A 19795-nucleotide genomic window follows, 5' to 3' on the forward strand; every position below is an offset into this window, starting at 1 on the left:
GATCTGGGCGCATCGAGTGCGCGTCAGGACCGGGGTTGCACCGTGGGAGGCGGCCTCGGCGCACGCTCGGTGCGCCAGGGACGGGATGGCCAGGGACGGGATGGCCAGGGACGGGATGGCCAGGGACGGGACGGCCAGGGATGGGACGGCGGGAAGGTGCGGGGCTCAGTCGCCGATCCTGGCCAACGCTGCGAGGTGCACGCAGATCCCCAGCAGTGGTCCGCACAGCAGGGCGAGCACGGTGCGGGTCTCCAGCGGCAACGGCAGCATCAACACCGCGGTGGCCACCACGGTGGCGCTGATCCAGCCCGCGGAGTACGCGCGGTGCCGGGACGCGGCCACCGTCGCCGCCCCGGTCACGGTCAGCAGCGCGATCGCCACCGCCGCGGCGGTCAGCCACGCCAGCAGGGCACCCGACGCGCGGTAGTCGGCGCCGAAACCCGTGCGCAGCAGCCACGGCCCCACCCAGCCGGCCAGCACCACCCCCACCGCGCCGAGCACGGTGACCAGCACCACGGGGACGGTCAGCGCCCGCAGGCGGTGGCGGCGCTGGTCGACGAAGTGGGCGATCAGATTGCCCTGCATCGCCGTCAGCGGCACCAGCAGCGGAGCCCGGGTCAGGGTGACCGCCAGGATCACCACCCCGCCGGCGGCTCCAAGTTCCCCCGAGGTCGCCTTGAGCAGCACGGGAAACCCCATGACCAGCACCGCGCTGGCCGCGGCCGCGGCCACCGAGTGCGACGCCCCGCTCAGGAACGACCGGGTGTCCTCGTAGACGACCACGCGGGCCGCGGCCCGCGTGGTCGGAGACGTCGCCAGCAGCAGCAGCCAGCCGGCGGCGCCACCCACGGTGGCCCACAGAAACCCGACCAGCCCCCAGCCGGCGGCGGCCGCCGCCGCGACGAGCACCCTGGTCACCGCATCGGTGACCATCAGAATGCCGTACTGCGACCAGCGGTTGTCCCCGGCGAGCACGCCCAGCAGCGTGGCGTGCACGCAGAATCCGGCCAGCCCCACCGACAGCAGCAGCACCGACAACCCGGTGGATTCGACGAACACGTGCGGCCCCCACAGCAGCGCGCTGACCGCCACCGTCACCGCGGCGACGACGGCGACCACCGCGGCCACTCGCAGCGGCCGGGTCACCGGCCCGGACCGGGAGGCCCCGGGGAGGCTCACCCGCGAGGTGCGGATCGCCCGGGTGCTCTCCTGCAGGAGACCGAACGCCGCCCCGGTGGCCAGGCCGAACGCACCCCAGAACACGCCGAACACCGAGAACCCCGACGGGTTGAGTTCACGGGCGGCCAGGTACAGGACCGCGTAGCCGCACAGCGCCGACACCGCCGTGGCCAGGCCGACCCGGGCGACACTGCCGCGGGCGACCGGGCCGGTGGGCGTCGCCGCGTCGGTCACAAGTCCGGAACCGGCGTCGAGTACAGCCAGTCGCCCCACAGCGGGCGCAGCGAGGTCTCGGTATAGCGGGCGGCCAGATCGGTGAAGTCGTCGGTCACCACCGTCGCGTGCCGGTAGCGGTCGGTCCAGTCCCGCAGCAGGGCGAAGAAGTCCTTGTCGCCGAGCCGGCCGCGCAGGGCGTGCAATGTCAGCGCGCCGCGCTTGTAGACCCGGTCGTCGAACATGTCCTCGGGCCCCGGGTCGGCCAGCAGCAGGTCCTGCGGCGAATCGACCAGCCGGGCGTGGTACTGCCGGGCCAGCTCGTCGGTGCCGGGACCGCCGCACTCCTGCGACCACAGCCACTCGGCGTAGCAGGCGAAGCCCTCGTGCAGCCAGATGTCGCGCCAGTGCCGCACCGTCACGCTGTTGCCGAACCACTGGTGGGCCAGCTCGTGGGCGATGAGCCGCTCCGCGCCGCGGCTGCCGTCGCAGTGGTTGGCGCCGAAGATCGACAGTCCCTGCGCCTCCAGCGGGATCTCCAGTTCGTCGTCGGTGACCACCACGGTGTACCCGGTGGACAGCGGGTACGGGCCGAACAGCCGCTCGAACAGCTTCATCATCTGGGGCTGGCGGGCGAAATCGTGATCGAAGTTGCGCTTCAGCCGTGCCGGCAGCGCCGCCTGCATGAGCACCGGAGACTTGGCCAGCCGGTGGATCTCGTACTCCCCGATCTGCACCGTGGCCAGGTACGACGACATCGGCTCGGCCTGCTCATAGGTCCACGTCGTCATGCCGGCGCGGGCCCGCCGCGACACCAGCTCACCGTTGGCCACCGCGCGGTAGGGGCTCTCGGTGCTGATCGTGATGCGGTAGCTGGCCTTGGATCCGGGATGGTCGTCGCAGGGAAACCACGACGCCGCGCCGTTGGGCTGCCCGGCGACCAGGGCGCCGTTGGTGAGCTCCTCGAACCCGACCTCGCCCCACAGGCTGCGCAGCGGCCGCGGATTGCCTCCGTAGCGGACCACGATCTGCAGCGCCGCACCCGCGGGCAGTTTGGACGCCAGGGTGATGTGCAGCTTGCGGCCGGCGGTGCGGAACCCCTGCGGGCGGCGGCCGTTGACGGTCACCTTCGACACCGACAGCGCGTCGGACAGATCCAGCGAGAAGGTGCGCAGCTCGGCCAGGGTCACCGCGGTGATGGCGGCCGCGCCGGTCAGTCGGTTGGCGGCCACCTTGTATTCGAGGTCGAGCTCGTAGCGCGACACCCGGTACCCGAAGTTGCCGTTGCCCGGCAGATAGGGGTCGATGACCGGGGTCCCGGCTTTCTTCTTTCTCAAACGTTGGAGTCCTTCTTGCGTGAAACCAGCCACGGCGCAATCGGATTGCCTTGCCAACGGGTGTTGGGCGGTACCTCGTCCCCGCGCACCACCAGCGATGCCGGACCCACGGTCGATCCGGCCCCGAGCCGCGCGGCGGGCAGGGCGACGCAGTGGGTGCCCAGTGTCGCACCCTCGTCGAGGACGACGGTGTCCAGCCGCATGATCCGGTCGTGGAACAGGTGGGTCTGCACCACGCACCCCCGGTTGACGGTGCTGGCCCTGCCCAGTGTCACCAGGTCGGCCTCGGGCAGCCAGTAGGTTTCGCACCACACCCCCCGGCCGATCGTGGCGCCCAGGCCGCGCAGCCACACGTTCATCACCGGTGTGCCGCTGGCGGCGCGTGCGAACCAGGGCGCGGCGACGGTCTCGACGAAGGTGTCCGACACCTCGTTGCGCCACACGAACGACGACCACAGCGGATGCTCGACGGCGCGGATGCGGCCCACCATCAGCCATTTGGCGGCCACCGCGATGCCGCCGGCCAGCGCGCCGGCGGCCAGCAGCACCACGCCGCCGGCCAGCGCGGTCCACAGCCAGCCGAACGCGCCGGCGAGGGCCTGCAGCGCGCCGAGCACCGCCACCCCGATCGCGAAGGTGACGATCACCGGGATCAGCCGCCACGTCTCGACCAGTGCCCGCCGCGCCTTCAGGCCGGCCGAGGGATGGAAGGTGCGCAGCGCGTCGGCGGCGGTGGGCTGCCGGCGCAGCCGCATGGGCGGGCTGCCCAGCCACGACGAACCCCGCTTGGCCTTGTGCGGGGTCGCCGAGAGCACCGCCACCAGGCCGTCGTCGGGGACCCGCCGGCCCGGCTGGGTGATGCCCGAGTTCCCCAGGAACGCCCGCTTGCCGATGGTGGCGGGCGCGACGTGGATCCAGCCGCCACCCAGTTCGTAGGAGGCGACCATGGTGTCGTCGGCCAGGAACGCACTGTCCTCGACGGTGGTGAACTTCGGGGTCAGCAGGGCCGTGGAGATCTCGGTGCCCTTGCCGATCTTCGCGCCCAGCAGGCGCAGCCACCACGGTGTCAACAGGCTGGCGTAGAGCGGGAAGAGGTAGTTGCGGGCACCGTCCATCAGGCGTTCGGTGGCCCACAGCTGCCAGCCCACCCGGCTGCGGACCGGGTGGTAGCCCTCCCGCAGGCCCAGCGCGAGCACCCGCACCTTGAGCACCGTCAGGACGGCGTAGACACCCAGCGCGGCCAGCGTGGCCACCGGCGTCCAGGCCAGTGCCGGCAGGACCGCGGCGCCCAGCGTCGGGGCGCCGCGCACCGCCCAGGCGATCACCGCCAGCCCCGCGGCCAGCGCCACCAGCGGCAGCGCGCCCAGCAGCACCGACGTCAGCCCGTAGGCGGCCACCCAGGCCGGGGCCCGGGGCGGCCGCTGGTCGGGCCACGGGTGGCGCGCCTTGCCGGACTTGACCGCGGGAGAACCCTTCCAGTACTGGCCGTTCTTGACCTTGCCCACCACTCCGGCTCCGGGTGCGACGTCGGCGTTCTTGCCGATCACCGCGCCCGGCAGCAGGGTGGAGCGTGCCCCGACGGTGGCGTCGTTGCCGATGGTGATCGGGCCGACATGGAACAGGTCGCCGTCGATCCAGTGCCCCGACAGGTCGACCTCGGGTTCCACCGAGCTGCGGTTGCCCAGCGTCAGCATCCCGGTCACCGGCGGTGCGGAGTGCAGGTCGACATCCTTGCCGACCTTGTTGCCCAGCGCCCGCGCGTAGTACACCAGCCAGGGCGCCCCGGCCATGTTCTCCGCACCGCTGGCGTCGGCGAGGCGCTCGGCCAGCCAGACCCGCATGTGCTCACCCCCGCCGCGGCGGTAGGTGCCCGGGGCCAGGCTCGCCAGCAGCATCCGGGCCCCCAGCACGGCGATGCCCATCCGGCCCAGCGGGGTGATGAAGAGCACGAACGCGATCGCCACCCACCACCAGTTCACGGTGACCAGCCAGGGCACCGAGGCGAAGCCGGCGACGACGTTGTTGGTCAGCGCCAGCCAGGTCACCCACTGCAGGGCGGTCAGGGTCGCCAGCGGAAGCGACAGGGCCACCTGGGCGGCCTGGGTGCGCAGCGGCGTGGGCTCGACGTGGCGGGGCTCGGCCTTGGCCGGTGGGCTCAGGTCGTCGAGATAGCCGGCCAGCGAGCCCAGCCGCGGGTGGTCGTAGAGGTCGGCGACGGTCACCTGCGGGTAGCGCTGGCGCAGCGCGGCCACCAGTTGGGCCGCCGAGAGCGACCCGCCGCCGAGGGCGAAGAAGTCGGCCTCGGGGCCGTCGATCTGGGCGGCCAGTGTGTCGCGCCACAGCCCGGCCAGCCAGCCCATCGTCCCGGCGAACTGCGGCTCCTCCTCGTCGCCGGGCGCCGCGGACACCGGCCAGGGCAGGGCGTTGCGGTCGACCTTGCCCGACGTCCGGGTCGGCAGCTCGTCGAGCACCACCAGGCGGGGCACCAACGCGGCGGGCAGCGTCTCGGCCAGCGCGGTGCGCGCGGCGCCCAGGTCGTACTCGGCGGAAGGGGTGTCGGGCGACAGCGCGATGTAGCCCACCAGCAGGGGGGTCCCGCTGGCGGTCTTGCGGACCGCGGCCGCGCCGGCGGAGACACCGGGCAGGTGCATCAGGGCGGTGTCGACCTCACCGAGTTCGATCCGCCGGCCGCCGACCTTGACCTGGTCGTCGGCGCGGCCCTGGAAGTACAGCCCCTCGGGTTCCAGGCGCACCAGGTCGCCGCTGCGGTAGGCCCGGTTCCACCCCAGCGACGGCATCGGGGCGTACTTCTCGGCGTCCTTGTCCGGGTCCAGGTAGCGGGCCAGGCCGACGCCGCCGATCACCAGCTCGCCGATGTCGCCGTAGCCGACCTCGCGGCCCTCCTTGTCGACGACGGCCAGGTCCCAGCCCGGCAGCGGCAGCCCGATGCTCACCGCACCGACGCCGTCCAGCCGGGCCAGACACGCCACCACCGTCGCCTCCGTCGGGCCGTAGGTGTTCCACACCTCGCGGCCCTCCACCGCCAGCCGGGCACCCAGCTCGGGCGGGCAGGCCTCACCGCCGAAGATCAGCAGCCGGACCTGTTCGAGGGCCTCGGCCGGCCACAGCGCCGCCAGGGTGGGGACCGTGGAGACCACGGTGACGTCCCGGGAGATCAGCCACGGGCCCAGATCCATGCCGCTGCGTACCAGGGACCGTGGCGCCGGAACCAGGCAGGCCCCGTGCCGCCAGGCCAGCCACATCTCCTCGCAGGAGGCGTCGAAGGCCACCGACAAACCGGCCAGAACTCGGTCGCTCGGGCCGATCGGGTTGTCCCTGAGGAACATTCGAGCCTCGGCGTCGACGAACGCGGCGGCGTTGCGGTGGGTGACCGCGACCCCTTTGGGGGTGCCGGTCGAGCCCGAGGTGAAGATGATCCACGCGTCGTCGCGGGCCAGGGGGGACGCGGCCCGCCAGCCCCGCGACGAGCCGGGCCCACGGGACAGCCCGGCCTCGGTGATGATCGCCACGACACCGGCCTCGCCGAACACCAGATCGGCGCGTTCGTCGGGGTCGTCGGCGTCGACGGGGACATAGGCCGCGCCGGTGGCCAGCGTCGACAGGATCGCGACGTAGAGCGCGTAGCTGCCCGAGGGCATCCGGATCCCGATCCGGTCGCCGCGCCCGATGCCACGCGCGGCCAACCACGCCACGCTGTCCTCGATATCGGTGATCAGTTCGGCGTAGGTGAGCTGGACGGTGCCGTCGTCGATGGCCGGCGAGTCGGGAAACCGCGCCGCCGTCTCGTAGAGGATGTCCACCAGGGTGCGTGGTTCGGGCGCCTGCGCCGACAGGAGGTACTGCGCAGGAATCTCGGGGGCGGGGGCGGCTGCCACAAGTCGAAAATACTAAGCCTCACCGGCGTGTGTGCAGGCGCAACGCACCCGGGTGGCAAGTCCTGTGACAAGTCGTGTCACGAACATCTGTCACAATGGTGCGCGAAGAGGGGAGTATTCCTTCGCCGCGGTGTCGTCATCACGTCGGCCGTCATCGGACGACCGGCGCCGTGGGCCGCCCGGCGGTGGAAGAGACCTCTGGCGTTTCGTGACGACCGGAGGCCCTCCTGATGAACGTTTCTGCCCTGGAATGGGGCATCACGCTCGGCGTGACGATCGCGGTGCTGCTGTTCGACGTGATCGTGATCGGCCGACGGCCGCACGAACCCTCCACCCGGGAATGCGCCACCTATCTGTCGATCTACGTGGGGCTCGCGCTGCTCTTCGGTCTGTGGGTGTGGCACTTCCACGGCCGGCAGTTCGGGCTGGAGTTCTACGCGGGGTGGTTGACCGAGTACAGCCTGTCGATCGACAACCTGTTCATCTTCATCATCCTGATGGCCAGCTTCAAGGTGCCCAAGATCTACCAGCAGCAGGCGCTGATGGTCGGCATCGTGTTGGCGCTGATCTTCCGGGGCATCTTCATCGCGCTGGGCGCGGTGGCCATCGAGAACTTCTCCTGGGTGTTCTACCTGTTCGGGGCGTTCCTGGTGTACACGGCGTTCACGCTGGTCCGCGACACCGAGCACGACGACGACGCCGACAACCGGGTGGTCCGGTTCGCCCGCACCCACCTGAAGTTCAGCGAACGCTGGGACGGGCTGCGGTTGTGGGTGCACGAGGACGGCAAACGCCTGATGACACCGATGTTCCTGGTGATCGTGGCGCTGGGCACCACCGACCTGATGTTCGCCCTGGACTCCATCCCGGCGATCTACGGTCTGACCCGCGAGCCCTACCTGGTGTTCACCGCCAACGTGTTCGCCCTGATGGGCCTGCGCCAGCTGTACTTCCTGCTCGGTGATCTGCTGAACCGGCTGGTGTACCTGTCGCAGGGGCTGGCGTTCATCCTGTTCTTCATCGGCATCAAGCTGTTCCTGCACGCGCTGCACGAGAACGAGCTGCCGTTCATCAACGGCGGCCACGGCGTGGCGGTCCCCGAGATTCCGACGCTGTGGAGCCTGGGTGTCATCATCTTCACGCTGTTCATCACGATGGTCGCCAGCCTGATCCGGACCCGGGTCGCGGCGCGGGAGTGAGCGCCGCGATCGAGCGTCGAGTTCGCCGGCGCCCCGGCCGGTGGGACCCCGCCTCGAGCCTGCCGAGCCTCTAGCTGCCGAGCCTGTAGCTGCCGAGGTGCCCACTCGCGTTTTCCCGCGCCACCTACAGGCTCGAGGGGACGCGCCGGGGCCCGTGCGGGACGCGCGCCGGAGTCCGCTCGAGGCGGCCCGGGTTTGGGGCCACCGTCAGGAGCTGGTCTCCCAGCGGGTGCGGACCTGGCCCAGCCCGGCCTCGGTCAGCGCGCCGAACAGCCGCAACCGCGCCATGCCGCCGTCGGGGTGGATGTCCAGCCGGGCGTCGGTGAGCGCGCGGCCGTCCTCGATCAGGAAGCGGTGCCTGGTGTCGGGTTGCAGGTCGGTCATCGGCAGCACCTCGAACCAGTCGCCGTCGCCGTCGCGGCCCGACAGCCGCGCCGCGCCGGGGGCGTTGCCGATGAAATAGCTGGTGTCGAGTTCGACGGCGTTGAGGACGCCCTGGGCGGCCAGGTGCACCTGTACCCAGTCGTTGCCGGTGTCGCGCCGCCGCGACGTCTCCCAGCCCTCGCCCATGGTGCGGGCCGACCCGGGCAGCAGCAGGTTGTTCGGCGAGCTGTAGAACATGTTGGAGCACGCGGTGATTCGGCCGCCGTTGGACAGCGCCGCCAGGTCCAGCGTCATGCGCTCGGCGAACTGGGGGTCCAGCAGGCCCTCGCCGTGCACACGGAAGCGCGCCACGCCGCCGTCGGGATAGATCGACAGCCGCACGTGGGTCCAGCGCTTGGACGAGTCCACCCGGAACGGATTGCGGGTGTCGCCGTTGACCGCGCTGCGCTCGACGATCGTGGTCCACGGGGTCTTCTCGACGAGTTCCTCGGTCGACGGGTAGCCGTCGACCGAGGCGGCCTCCACCGAGATCTCGGGGGGATAGTTGCCGGTGAACCACGCGGTGTCGATCACCACGCCGTGCACCACCGCCGGCACCGCGAGCCGGACGATGGCCTGGTCGCAGGCGTCCGGGCCGGCGTCGCGGCGGCGGCGGGTCTCCCAGCCGTCGTAGATCTGGCCCTTGTGCCCGAAGGTGGCGGGACGAAACTCCGCCGCGGCCGGATTGATCAGGTTCTCCCGCTCGGCGAACAGGTCGTCATTGGCCCACAACACCGCCCCGCCGGCCGACCGTGCGGCCAGGTCGGGCAGTGCATGGAAACTGGGATTCGCCGGCATACTCACCCGCACGAGCGTAGGCCAGGGGTGTTCACCAGTTCTGGTAGCCACCCTCGGGGCCCAGCATCCGCTCCAGGCGGGAGCGGGCGATCCTGGCCAGTTCGTTGCGGACGACCTTGCGTTCGGTCTCGGGGTCGTGGTGCAGCCGGTCGGTGATCGCGGCCAGCACCTCGGTGCCGGCGAGTCCGCCGATGTACATCACGAAACCGAACCCGAACTTGTCCTCGTAGCGTGTGACGGCCTCGTTCAACTGCGCCATCACCGCCGCGTCCTCGTCCCACAGCGCGCACTGCTCGGCGGCGGATTTGTCGCTGTGCGGGCGTCGGCCCACGTGCGGGCAGGTCTCCAGCAGCCGGTCCACGGCCGCATCCGACAGCTCGAACAGCAGCGCGTCGGCGCGGCGGAACAGCGCGTCGTGGTCGGCGTACGGGCGCCCGGCGACCAGGTCACCGGCCAGGGTGACGCTGTTGCAGCACTCGTAGAGCGCGTGCAGAGCCTTCCGCTCGGGCATCGCGTTGAAGGCTTCGAGGCCGATCCCCTGATGCATCAACACAAGGCCCATGATCGAAACCCCAAGCCACGACGACGTTACATCGTGTTACAGCGGTGCAAACTTCTGATGTGGCCTGAGTCTCAGGGGCCGACTCTCAGGGACCGACTCTCAGTGACCCGACTCCTTGAAGCGTTCCACCGAACGCTGCACCTCGGCCTCGGCCTCCGCGCGGCCCACCCAGTCGGCGGCCTTGACGTACTTGTTCGGCTCCAGGTCCTTGTAGTGCACGAAGAAGTGCTTGATGGCCTCGAGCTCGAAGGACGCGACGTCGCCGATGTCCTGGATGTGGTCCCAGCGCTTGTCGCCCGCGGGCACGCACAGCACCTTGTCGTCGCCGCCGGCCTCGTCGACCATCTTGAACATCCCCACCGGTCGGGCGTCCACGAGCACGCCCGGGAACACCGACTGCGGCAGCAGCACCAGGGCGTCCAGCGGGTCGCCGTCCTCGCCCAGGGTGTCCTCGATGAAGCCGTAGTCGGCCGGGTACGCCATCGCGGTGTAGAGGTGCCGGTCCAGCTTGACCCGGCCGGTCTCGTGGTCCACCTCGTACTTGTTGCGCTGTCCCTTGGGGATCTCGATGGTCACTTCGAATTCCACCGACGGCTCCTTCGCCTGGATGGTTCTGCGGTCGTCGGGACAAACACTAGCGTTCCCCGCTGCACCGATGGGTGTCAGGGACGCCGGCCGCGGCGGCGCGTGCGGCGGGTCGGTCGGTGGGTGCGGCAGGCATCGGGCGATACCCTGCAGTACATGCGTCCCACCCGGTGGAGGCGATCCACGCATCTGGCGATCGGGATCGCGGTGATCGGCCTGGTCGCCGTCGTCGTGACGGCAACGGCGCTGCTCACCGGTGCCCGCCGGGCCGGACACGCGCAGGCCCTGCCGCCGCCGGCCGTCGCGGCCGCCGACCCGGCCGTCGTCCCCGTCGACGACGATGCGCCGATCCCGACCCCGGCCGGGCTCACCCGGGCCCTGGCCGCGCCGCTGGCCGACCCGAATCTCGGTGCGCTGACCGGCCGGATCACCGATGCCGAGACCGGCGCGCAGCTGTGGCAGCAGGGCGACTCCATCCCGATGCAGCCGGCCTCGACGAACAAGGTCCTCACCACCGCGGCCGCACTGCTCACGCTGGACCGCGACGAGCGCCTGACCACCCGGGTGGTCGCCGGCGACGAGACCGGCCGGTCCGGTGTCGTGGTGCTCGTCGGGGGTGGGGACCCGACGCTGTCGGCGGCCCCGCCCGGCGAGGACACCTGGTACCAGGGCGCCGCGCGGATCGGCGACCTGGCCGACCAGGTGCGCCGCTCGGGCGTCACCGCGACCGCGGTGCGGGTCGACACCTCGCTGTACAGCGGCCCGAAAATGGCCCCGGGCTGGGACCCCGCCGACATCGGCGGCGGGGACATCGCCCCGATCGAACCGGTGATGATCGACTGCGGCCGCACCCAGCCGACCACCGTCGACTCGCGGCGCTCGAGCACCCCCGCCCTGGACGCCGGGCGGGCACTGGCCGCGGCGCTGGGCATCGACCCGGCCACCGTCACCACGACGCCCGGCCCGGCCGGCGGCCGCGAGCTGGCGGCGGTGCACTCCGCGCCGCTGATCGAACGGCTGCGCCAGATGATGAACGACTCCGACAACGTGATGGCCGAGACCATCGGCCGCGAGGTCGCCGCGCACGCCGGGCACCCGGAGAGTTTCGCCGGCGCGGTGGCCGCGGTGACCGGCACCCTGCGCCAGGCCGGCATCGACCTGGCCGGCGCGCGGCTGCTCGACTCCAGCGGGCTCTCCGTCGATGACCGGCTGACCGCCACCACGCTCGACGAGGTGGTCGGGGAGGCCGCCGGGCCCGACCGGCCGCGGCTGCGCTGGCTGCTGGACCTGCTGCCCATCGCCGGTGGCAGCGGCACGCTGTCCTACCGTTTCCTGGCCCCCGACGCCATCCGGCCGGCCGCCGGCTGGCTGCGGGCCAAGACCGGGTCGCTGACCGGGACCAACGCGCTGGCGGGCATCGTCACCGACACGAGCGGCCGGGTGCTGACGTTCTCGTTCATCTCCAACAATGCGGGGCCGACCGGACGCACCGCCCTCGACGCGCTGGCCGCCACCCTGCGCATGTGCGGATGTGGTTCGTGACGGACTCCTCCAATCTCACCGTCGGCCGCGCGGTCGACTGGTCCTTCGCGGCCACCGTCGGTTCCCGGCTGGTCCGGCCCGGCCCACCCACCACCGACTACACCCGCGACCAGGCCATCGCGCAGCTGGCCGAGGCGTCGCGGGCGGCCGAACCGCCGGTGCGCGAGGTCACCGGGCTGACCACCGAGGGCCCGGTGCCCGAGGCGAAGATCGTCGACCGCTCGGAGTGGGTGCGCGCGGCCAGCGACTCGATGCGCGTGATGACCGGCGGGACCGAGCAGCCCAAGGGCTTTCTGACCGGGCGGATGACCGGGGCCCAGACCGGCGCCGTGCTGGCGTTCGTGTCCTCGGGCATCCTGGGGCAGTACGACCCGTTCGGCGTGGCCGGCGGCTGTCTGTTGCTGGTGTACCCGAACGTCATCGCCGTGGAACGCCAGCTGCGGGTCTCGCCGGCGGACTTCCGGTTGTGGGTCTGCCTGCACGAGGTCACCCACCGGGTGCAGTTCACCGCCAATCCCTGGCTGGCGCAGTACATGTCGGAGTCGCTGGCGGTCCTGACCTCCGACGGCGGCGAGGACGTCGCCGCGGTGGTGGGCCGGCTGGCGGACTTCGTGCGCGACCGGCGCTCCGGGGCCCCGGCCGACGCGAATTCGTCGGGCATCCTGGGTTTCATGCGTGCGGTGCAGGCCGAACCGCAGCGCGAGGCGCTGGACCGGCTACTGGTCCTGGGCACCCTGCTGGAGGGCCACGCCGACCACGTGATGGACGCCGTCGGGCCCGCCGTGGTGCCCTCGGTGACCGCCATCCGGAGCCGCTTCGAGGATCGCCGCCGCCGCAAGCAGCCACCGCTGCAACGGATTCTGCGTGCACTGTTGGGTATCGACGCCAAGATGTCGCAGTACACGCGGGGCAAGGCCTTCGTCGACCACGTGGTGGCGAGCGTGGGCATGCGGCGCTTCAACACGGTGTGGACCGGGCCGGAGACCCTGCCCCTGCCCGACGAGATCGATGATCCGCGGCGATGGATAGACCGGGTGCTCTGAGTGGGCTGCGCGCCACGCTGGCCCGCTACGCCCGGACCCACCTTGGTGACGCCCGGCGCTGGTGTGTGGCCCTGTCCGGCGGACCGGACTCGCTGGCCCTGACGGCCGCGGCGGCACCGGTGCTGCCCACCGCCGCGCTGATCGTCGACCACGGTCTGCAGGCGTCCTCGACGCGGGTCGCCGAGGCCGCCCGGGAGCAGGCGATGCACCTGGGATGTGTTGAAGCGCAGGTTATTACGGTCAGTGTCGGTGGCGTGGGCGGGCCGGAGGCGGCCGCCCGGACCGCGCGCTACGCCGCGCTGGAGGAGGCCCGCGCCGGGGCGCCGGTGCTGATCGGTCACACCCTCGACGACCAGGCCGAGACCGTGCTGCTGGGGCTCGGCCGCGGGTCCGGGCCGCGGTCCATCTCGGGGATGCGGCCCTACGACCCGCCGTGGTGTCGCCCGCTGCTGGGGGTGCGTCGCGCGGTCACCGCGGCGGTGTGCACCGAGCTGGGCCTGACCGCCTGGCGCGACCCCCACAACCACGACCGGCGCTTCACCCGCAGCCGCCTGCGCAACGAGGTGCTGCCCCTGCTGGAGGACGTCCTGGGCGGCGGGGTGGCCGAGGCGTTGGCCCGCACCGCCACCGCACTGCGCGAGGACGCCGAGGTGCTCGACGCCGACGCCGAACGCGCGCTGCAGCACGCGAGCGCCGGGCCCGGTGGCCGGCGGGCAGCAGAACTCGACGCCGGTGTGCTCGCGGCGCTGCCGGCCGCGCTGCGTCGCCGGGCGATCCGGTCCTGGTTGGCCGCCGGCGGAGCGGCCGGGCTCACCGACAAGCAGATCCGCGCCGTGGACGCCCTGACCAGTGACTGGCACGGGCAGGGCGGGGTGGCCGTCGGCGGCAGGCTGGCGCACACCCGGTTGATCGCCGAGCGCCGCGACGGAAGGCTGCGGCTGCGCACCGAACCGGTGTGAGGTCGCCTTGGTCAACCCGGCGCGGGCATGGCACGCTGAGTGCGTGCCAGCGCATACCGCCGAGCTGTATCCCGGAGACATCAAATCGGTGTTGCTGTCCGAGCAACAGATCCAGGCCCGGACCGCCGAGCTCGCCGCGATGGTCGCCGCGGACTACCTGGACAGCCAGGGCCCGCAGGATCTGCTGCTGGTGACGGTGCTCAAGGGTGCGGTCATGTTTGTCACCGACCTGGCCCGCGCCATCCCGCTGCCCACCCAGCTGGAATTCATGGCCGTCAGCTCGTACGGCTCCTCGACCTCCTCGTCGGGGGTGGTCCGCATCCTCAAGGACCTCGACCGCGACATCCACGACCGCGACGTGCTGATCGTCGAGGACATCGTGGACTCCGGTCTGACCCTGTCGTGGTTGCTGCGGAACCTGGCCACGCGTCACCCCCGCTCGCTGCGGGTGTGCACGCTGCTGCGCAAACCCGAGGCGGTGCGCGCCGATGTCGACATCGCCTACGTCGGTTTCGACATTCCCAATGAGTTCGTCGTCGGATATGGACTGGACTATGCCGAGCGTTACCGCGATCTGCCGTATATCGGAACCCTGGAACCCAAGGTCTACGAATAGCCCCGGGGGGCGGCCGTCATGACCGGGACCGCCCTGCGGATCTGTCCGCTCTGTGAGGCAACCTGCGGTCTGACACTGACCGTCGAGGACGACCGGGTGGTGGCCGCCCGCGGTGACCGCGACGACGTCTTCTCCGCCGGTTTCATCTGCCCCAAGGGGGCCAGCTTCGGCGAACTCGACAGCGACCCCGACCGGCTGACCCGCCCGCTGGTGCGGCGCGACGGCCGGTTCACCGAGACCTCCTGGGAGGAGGCGTTCGCCGCGGTCGCCGAGGGACTGGGTCCGGTGCTGGCCGAGCACGGCGGCCGTTCGGTCGGCGTGTACCTGGGAAACCCCAACGCGCACACCGTCGCCGGGGCGCTCTACGCGCCCATGGTGATCAAGGCGCTGGGGACCCGCAGCGTGTTCAGCGCCAGCACACTCGACCAGATGCCCAAGCAGGTGGCGCTGGGATACCTGTTCGGCAACCAGTTCGCGTTCACGGTGCCCGACCTGGACCGCACCGAGCACCTGGTGATCATCGGCGCCAACCCGATGGTGTCCAACGGCAGCGTCGCGACCGCCGCCGACTTCCCCGGAAAGCTGCGGGCACTGCGCAACCGCGGCGGCCGGCTGACGGTCATCGACCCGGCCCGCACCCGGACCGCCGCCCTGGCCGACCGGCATCTGGCGCCGCGGCCGGCCACCGACGCGGCCCTGCTGTTCGCGGTCGTGCACGTGCTGTTCGACGAGAACCTCCTCGCCGAGGACCTGGGCGGGATCGCCGAACACGTGACCGGGCTGCACACCGTGGAGTCGCTGGCGGCCGACTTCCCGCCGGAGCTGGTCGCCGGGCACTGCGGGCTGGCCGCCGAGGAGATCCGGCAACTGGCCCGCGAGATCGCCGCCCCCGGCACCGCGGTCTACGGCCGGATCGGCACGTCCACGGTCGGATTCGGCACGCTGGGCAGCTGGCTGGTCGACGTCGTCAACATCCTCACCGGCAACCTGGACCGCCCCGGCGGGGTGATGTTCCCGCTCGGCCCCACCGCCGCGGCCCCGCGCCCGGCGCGCCTGGGCCGCGGCTTCACTACCGGGCGCTGGCACAGCCGGGTCTCGGGCTATCCCGAGGCCGCCGGGGAACTGCCCGCGGTGGCGATGGCCGAGGAGATCGAGACGCCCGGCGAGGGCCAGATCAGGGCCGTGGTCACCATCGCCGGGAACCCGGTGCTGTCCGCACCGGACGGTCACCGCCTCGCGCGTGCGCTCGACGGGGTGGGCTTCATGGTCAGTGTCGACCCCTACCTCAACGAGACCACCCGCCACGCCGACGTCATCCTGCCGCCGCCGCCGTCGTCGCAGAGCCCGCATTTCGACTTCGTGTTGAACAATCTGGCGGTCCGCAACAACGCGCGGTACTCGCCGCCGGTGTTCCCCCTGCCGCAGGGGCGTCCCGACGAGGCCGAGATCCTCTCGCGCCTGGTGCTTCTGGCGTTCGGTGCGGGAATCGACGCCGATCCGATGCTCGTCGACCAGCAGGTGATCGCGGCCACGCTGGCCAAGGAGACCGCCGATCCGGACTCCCCGGTGGCCGGGCGCACCGTCGACGAACTGACCGCGATGCTGACCGGTGAGCGTGGCTACGAACGCCGGCTCGACATGATGCTGCGGCTGGGGCCCTACGGCGACGCGTTCGGTACCGCGCCCGACGGGTTGACGCTGGAGCGGCTCAGGGCCGCCCCGCACGGTGTCGACCTGGGGCCGTTGCAGCCCCGGCTGCCCGGGGCGCTGCGCACCGCGTCGGGCAAGGTCGAACTGGCCGCCGCGCCGCTGGTCGCCGAGACCGCCCGGCTGCGATCGGCGCTGGACGCGCCCGCCGACGGGTCGGGGCGGGACATGGTGCTCATCGGCCGGCGCCACCTGCGCTCCAACAACAGCTGGATGCACAACCTGCCGGCGTTGTCGGGGGGCTCCAACCGCTGCACGCTGTTCATGCACCCCGACGACGCGGAGCGGCTGGGGATCAGCGACAAGGCGATCATCCGGGGAGCCGGCGGCGAACTGACCGTGCCCGTCGAGCTGTCCCCCGCGATGCGTCCGGGCGTGGTCTCGCTGCCGCACGGCTGGGGACACGGCGAGGCCCGCACCAGGATGGGGGTGGCGGCCGCCGATCCCGGGGTCAACGTCAACGAACTCAACGACGGGCTGTCGCTGGATCCGCTGTCGGGCACCGCCGTGCTCAACGGCCTACCGGTCGAGGTCGCCGCGCTCTGAGTGTTGGTCCAGGCGCGGTGTCAGCCCAGTTGCCACACCACGGTCACCGAGAAGCCCACGGTCTGCTGGCCCGGCGACAGCGGTGCCTCCGTGGCCATGGCGCGCGGCATCGGAACCGGCGACGGCGGCGTGCTGCCGTTGCCGACCTCGGAGATCGAGATGACCTTGTCCAGCCGCAGACCGGAGAGTTGCGCGTACTGCTCGGCGCGTGCTTTGGCGTCGTTGAAGGCGCGGGCGCGGGCGTCCTTGACCAGCTGCGAGTCGTCGGAGATCGAGAACTCCACGGAGTTGATCCGGGTGGCGTCACCGCCGGTGCTGACGATCAGGGCGAGCACCCGCGAGGCCAGGCCGACATCGCGGATGGTCACGTCGATGGTGTTGCTGGCCTGATACCCCACGATGGTGGCGGTGCCGTCGGGGCCGAACTGCGGCTGCAGGCTGACGTTGGTGGTGGCGATGTCCTTGCTGTCGACGCCGGCGTCGACGAGGGCGTCGATGACGGCCTGCTGACGCTCATTCGTCTGGTTCATCGCGCCGGTCACATCCGGCGCGGTGAAACTGATCCCGACATTGGCGTTCAGCGTGTCCGGGGTGCCCTCCACGTGGCCCTCGCCGACCACGGTGACCTCGCGGGGGTTGTTGCCGGCGGGCGGCGGGCTCGAACTGGAGTCGCAGGCGGACACGGTGGTGACGAACAGTCCGGCCAGCAGCACCAGGCACAGACGCAGCAGGATTCGGGGGTTCCCGGCAGTCGGCATGAGAGGCACATTAGTGGCTCGCGCACCGTCCCAGCGAGCGTCCGCGCCGCGGCGGCCGGCCTCGGTGACGCGCGGCCGAACCCCGTTGGTGCCGACCGGTTCGGTGTTCACGGGCCGGTCCGGGGAAGCCGCCACGCGGTGCGCCGAAGCACATGTTTTACGACGTGGGAACCGTCGTTCGTTGGTCTAGCGGTAGCCTGAAGTACTCCCGGCGCATTTGGAAGGACCTGGCCGTACCCGGCCGATGCTGATGAACCGTAAGAACGTGATCCGCACACTGACGGTGGTCGCCGTGGTGTTGCTCCTCGGTTGGTCGTTTTTCTACTTCAGCGACGACACCCGTGGCTACAAGCCGGTCGACACCTCGGTGGCGATGGCGCAGATCAACGCCGACAACGTCAAGAGCGCCCAGATCGACGACCGTGAGCAGCAGCTTCGGTTGGACCTCAAGAGCGGCAACGGCGACACCGAGAACTCCGACAAGATCATCACCAAGTACCCGACCGGGTACGGGGTGACCGTCTTCGAGGCGCTGCAGGGCAAGAACGCGAAGGTCAACACCGTCGTCAACCAGGGCAGCATGCTCGGCACCCTGCTGATCTACATGCTGCCGCTGCTGCTGCTGGTCGGGCTGTTCGTCATGTTCTCCCGGATGCAGACCGGCGGGCGGATGGGCTTCGGGTTCGGCAAGTCGCGGGCCAAACAGCTGTCCAAGGACATGCCCAAGACCACCTTCGTCGACGTCGCCGGCGCCGACGAGGCGGTCGAGGAGCTCTACGAGATCAAGGATTTCCTGCAGAATCCGTCGCGCTACCAGGCACTGGGCGCGAAGATCCCCAAGGGCGTGCTGCTCTACGGCCCGCCGGGCACCGGCAAGACGCTGCTGGCCCGGGCGGTGGCCGGGGAGGCCGGCGTGCCGTTCTTCACCATCTCCGGGTCGGACTTCGTCGAGATGTTCGTCGGTGTGGGCGCCTCCCGCGTGCGTGACCTGTTCGAGCAGGCCAAGCAGAACGCGCCCTGCATCATCTTCGTCGACGAGATCGACGCCGTCGGACGCCAGCGCGGCGCGGGCCTCGGCGGCGGGCACGACGAGCGGGAACAGACGCTCAACCAGCTTCTGGTCGAGATGGACGGGTTCGGTGACCGGCAGGGCGTCATCCTGATCGCGGCCACCAACCGGCCCGACATCCTGGACCCGGCGCTGCTGCGGCCCGGCCGGTTCGACCGCCAGATCCCGGTGTCCAACCCCGACCTGGCCGGGCGGCGGGCGGTGCTGCGGGTGCATTCGCAGGGCAAGCCCATCGCCGACGACGCCGACCTGGACGGGCTGGCCAAGCGCACGGTGGGCATGTCCGGCGCCGACCTGGCCAACGTGATCAACGAGGCCGCCCTGCTCACCGCCCGCGAGAACGGCACGATCATCACCGGGGCGGCGCTGGAGGAGGCCGTCGACCGGGTGATCGGCGGGCCGCGGCGCAAGAGTCGCATCATCAGCGAGGAAGAGAAGAAGATCACCGCCTACCACGAGGGTGGTCACACGCTGGCGGCCTGGGCGATGCCCGACATCGAACCGATCTACAAGGTCACCATCCTGGCCCGCGGCCGCACCGGTGGGCACGCGGTGGCCGTCCCCGAGGACGACAAGGGGCTGATGACCCGCTCGGAGATGGTCTCGCGCCTGGTGTTCGCCATGGGCGGCCGCGCGGCCGAGGAACTGGTGTTCCGGGAGCCGACCACCGGTGCCTCCTCGGACATCGAGCAGGCCACCAAGATCGCGCGCGCAATGGTCACCGAGTACGGCATGAGCGCCAAGCTCGGGGCGGTCAAGTACGGCACCGAGCACGGCGACCCCTTCCTGGGGCGCTCCATGGGCACCCAGGCCGACTACAGCCACGAGGTCGCCCGGGAGATCGACGAGGAGGTCCGCAAGCTCATCGAGGCGGCGCACACCGAGGCCTGGGAGATCCTGACCGAGAACCGCGACGTTCTCGACGTGCTGGCCGGGGACCTGCTGGAGAAGGAGACGCTGCACCGCACCGAGCTCGAGGTCATCCTCGGCGAGGTCCGCAAACGTCCCCGGATCACCGCGTTCGACGACTTCGGCGGTCGGGTGCCGTCCGACAAGCCGCCGATCAAGACCCCGGGGGAGCTGGCGATCGAGCGGGGCGAGGAGTGGCCGAAACCGGTTCCCGAACCGGCGTTCAAGACCGCCATCGCCGCTGCCGAGGCCGCGCGGAGGTCCGAGAGCGGCGCCGCGTCCAACGGTCCCGCCAACGGCGCTCCGGCGAGCGGCCCCAACGGGACCAATGGCGCCAATGGCGCGAACGGGGCCAACGCGGTCTCTTAAACACATCTGACGCCGCCGACGCTACTCCCTGTGTCGATCACGGCGGACGCCTTCGTATCGATGCAGACGATACCCCTCCATCTCA

General features: G+C 71.2%; 14 protein-coding genes. 7 read left to right on the forward strand and 7 right to left on the reverse strand.

Features of this window, described 5'->3' with window-relative positions:
* Positions 1-165: 165 nt before the first annotated feature.
* From CSR00_RS25470 to CSR00_RS25480, 3 genes are read right to left on the reverse strand one after another with little or no spacing between them, the layout of a single operon-like run.
* Complete coding sequence (locus CSR00_RS25470; RefSeq protein WP_099025196.1) at positions 166-1413, reverse strand: hypothetical protein; 1248 nt, start codon at positions 1411-1413, stop codon at positions 166-168.
* A complete protein-coding gene (locus CSR00_RS25475; protein WP_245906529.1) occupies positions 1410-2729 on the reverse strand; it encodes a M1 family metallopeptidase in 1320 nt (439 codons plus the stop codon). The genes CSR00_RS25470 and CSR00_RS25475 overlap by 4 nt, the downstream gene beginning before the upstream one ends.
* Positions 2726-6625, reverse strand: coding sequence for a Pls/PosA family non-ribosomal peptide synthetase (locus CSR00_RS25480; RefSeq protein ID WP_099025198.1), 3900 nt, complete (start codon positions 6623-6625; stop codon positions 2726-2728). Before CSR00_RS25480 ends, CSR00_RS25475 begins: the two co-directional genes overlap by 4 nt.
* Before the next feature lie 230 nt (positions 6626-6855).
* Here CSR00_RS25480 and CSR00_RS25485 point away from each other — a divergent pair, with 230 nt between their 5' ends.
* Positions 6856-7824: a TerC family protein gene (locus CSR00_RS25485; protein WP_099025199.1), complete on the forward strand. Its 969-nt coding sequence runs from the start codon at positions 6856-6858 to the stop codon at positions 7822-7824.
* A 207-nt stretch (positions 7825-8031) separates the two neighbouring features.
* Here the strand turns inward: CSR00_RS25485 and alc are convergent, their stop codons facing one another.
* The 3 genes from alc to CSR00_RS25500 form a co-directional block, all read right to left on the reverse strand.
* The gene (alc, locus tag CSR00_RS25490) at positions 8032-9045 is read right to left on the reverse strand and encodes an allantoicase (protein ID WP_099025200.1); all 1014 of its coding nucleotides are present in this window, start codon (positions 9043-9045) and stop codon (positions 8032-8034) included.
* A 31-nt stretch (positions 9046-9076) separates the two neighbouring features.
* Positions 9077-9598 (reverse strand): 2-oxo-4-hydroxy-4-carboxy-5-ureidoimidazoline decarboxylase, encoded by a 522-nt coding sequence (locus CSR00_RS25495; protein WP_245906533.1) that lies wholly within the window; start codon positions 9596-9598, stop codon positions 9077-9079.
* Between the two features lie 108 nt (positions 9599-9706).
* Positions 9707-10195 carry an inorganic diphosphatase gene (locus CSR00_RS25500; protein ID WP_099025202.1) on the reverse strand — a complete coding sequence of 163 codons (489 nt, stop codon included), beginning with the start codon at positions 10193-10195 and terminating at the stop codon, positions 9707-9709.
* A gap of 153 nt (positions 10196-10348) precedes the next feature.
* Here CSR00_RS25500 and dacB point away from each other — a divergent pair, with 153 nt between their 5' ends.
* The 5 genes from dacB to CSR00_RS25525 are packed head-to-tail and all read left to right on the forward strand — an operon-like array spanning position 10349 to position 16605.
* Positions 10349-11734, forward strand: a complete 1386-nt coding sequence (gene dacB, locus CSR00_RS25505) for a D-alanyl-D-alanine carboxypeptidase/D-alanyl-D-alanine endopeptidase (RefSeq protein ID WP_099025206.1) — start codon at positions 10349-10351, stop codon at positions 11732-11734.
* Positions 11722-12777 (forward strand): Rv3626c family coenzyme F420 biosynthesis-associated protein, encoded by a 1056-nt coding sequence (locus tag CSR00_RS25510; protein ID WP_099025203.1) that lies wholly within the window; start codon positions 11722-11724, stop codon positions 12775-12777. Before dacB ends, CSR00_RS25510 begins: the two co-directional genes overlap by 13 nt.
* Positions 12756-13736 carry a tRNA lysidine(34) synthetase TilS gene (gene tilS, locus CSR00_RS25515; RefSeq protein WP_099025207.1) on the forward strand — a complete coding sequence of 327 codons (981 nt, stop codon included), beginning with the start codon at positions 12756-12758 and terminating at the stop codon, positions 13734-13736. Before CSR00_RS25510 ends, tilS begins: the two co-directional genes overlap by 22 nt.
* 43 nt (positions 13737-13779) lie before the next feature.
* A complete protein-coding gene (gene hpt, locus CSR00_RS25520) occupies positions 13780-14352 on the forward strand; it encodes a hypoxanthine phosphoribosyltransferase (protein WP_176562265.1) in 573 nt (190 codons plus the stop codon).
* An 18-nt stretch (positions 14353-14370) separates the two neighbouring features.
* The gene (locus tag CSR00_RS25525; RefSeq protein WP_099025205.1) at positions 14371-16605 is read left to right on the forward strand and encodes a molybdopterin-dependent oxidoreductase; all 2235 of its coding nucleotides are present in this window, start codon (positions 14371-14373) and stop codon (positions 16603-16605) included.
* A gap of 20 nt (positions 16606-16625) precedes the next feature.
* Here the strand turns inward: CSR00_RS25525 and CSR00_RS25530 are convergent, their stop codons facing one another.
* Positions 16626-17363, reverse strand: a complete 738-nt coding sequence (locus CSR00_RS25530) for an SIMPL domain-containing protein (protein WP_099025208.1) — start codon at positions 17361-17363, stop codon at positions 16626-16628.
* Between the two features lie 250 nt (positions 17364-17613).
* On the opposite strand from CSR00_RS25530, the gene ftsH reads away from it, so the two are divergent.
* Positions 17614-19710, forward strand: a complete 2097-nt coding sequence (gene ftsH, locus CSR00_RS25535; RefSeq protein ID WP_245906531.1) for an ATP-dependent zinc metalloprotease FtsH — start codon at positions 17614-17616, stop codon at positions 19708-19710.
* Positions 19711-19795 lie beyond the last annotated feature (85 nt).

The organism is Mycolicibacterium palauense (assembly GCF_002592005.1).
GTDB lineage: Bacteria > Actinomycetota > Actinomycetes > Mycobacteriales > Mycobacteriaceae > Mycobacterium > Mycobacterium palauense.

Excerpts from the sequence above, each read along its gene's own strand:
- CSR00_RS25485 (WP_099025199.1), top strand. The coding sequence starts at position 6,856 with ATGAACGTTTCTGCCCTGGAATGGGGCATCACGCTCGGCGTGACGATC.
- alc (WP_099025200.1), bottom strand. The coding sequence starts at position 9,045 with ATGCCGGCGAATCCCAGTTTCCATGCACTGCCCGACCTGGCCGCACGG.
- dacB (WP_099025206.1), top strand. The coding sequence starts at position 10,349 with ATGCGTCCCACCCGGTGGAGGCGATCCACGCATCTGGCGATCGGGATC.
- CSR00_RS25510 (WP_099025203.1), top strand. The coding sequence starts at position 11,722 with ATGTGGTTCGTGACGGACTCCTCCAATCTCACCGTCGGCCGCGCGGTC.
- tilS (WP_099025207.1), top strand. The coding sequence starts at position 12,756 with ATGGATAGACCGGGTGCTCTGAGTGGGCTGCGCGCCACGCTGGCCCGC.
- CSR00_RS25525 (WP_099025205.1), top strand. The coding sequence starts at position 14,371 with ATGACCGGGACCGCCCTGCGGATCTGTCCGCTCTGTGAGGCAACCTGC.
- CSR00_RS25530 (WP_099025208.1), bottom strand. The coding sequence starts at position 17,363 with ATGCCGACTGCCGGGAACCCCCGAATCCTGCTGCGTCTGTGCCTGGTG.
- ftsH (WP_245906531.1), top strand. The coding sequence starts at position 17,614 with ATGAACCGTAAGAACGTGATCCGCACACTGACGGTGGTCGCCGTGGTG.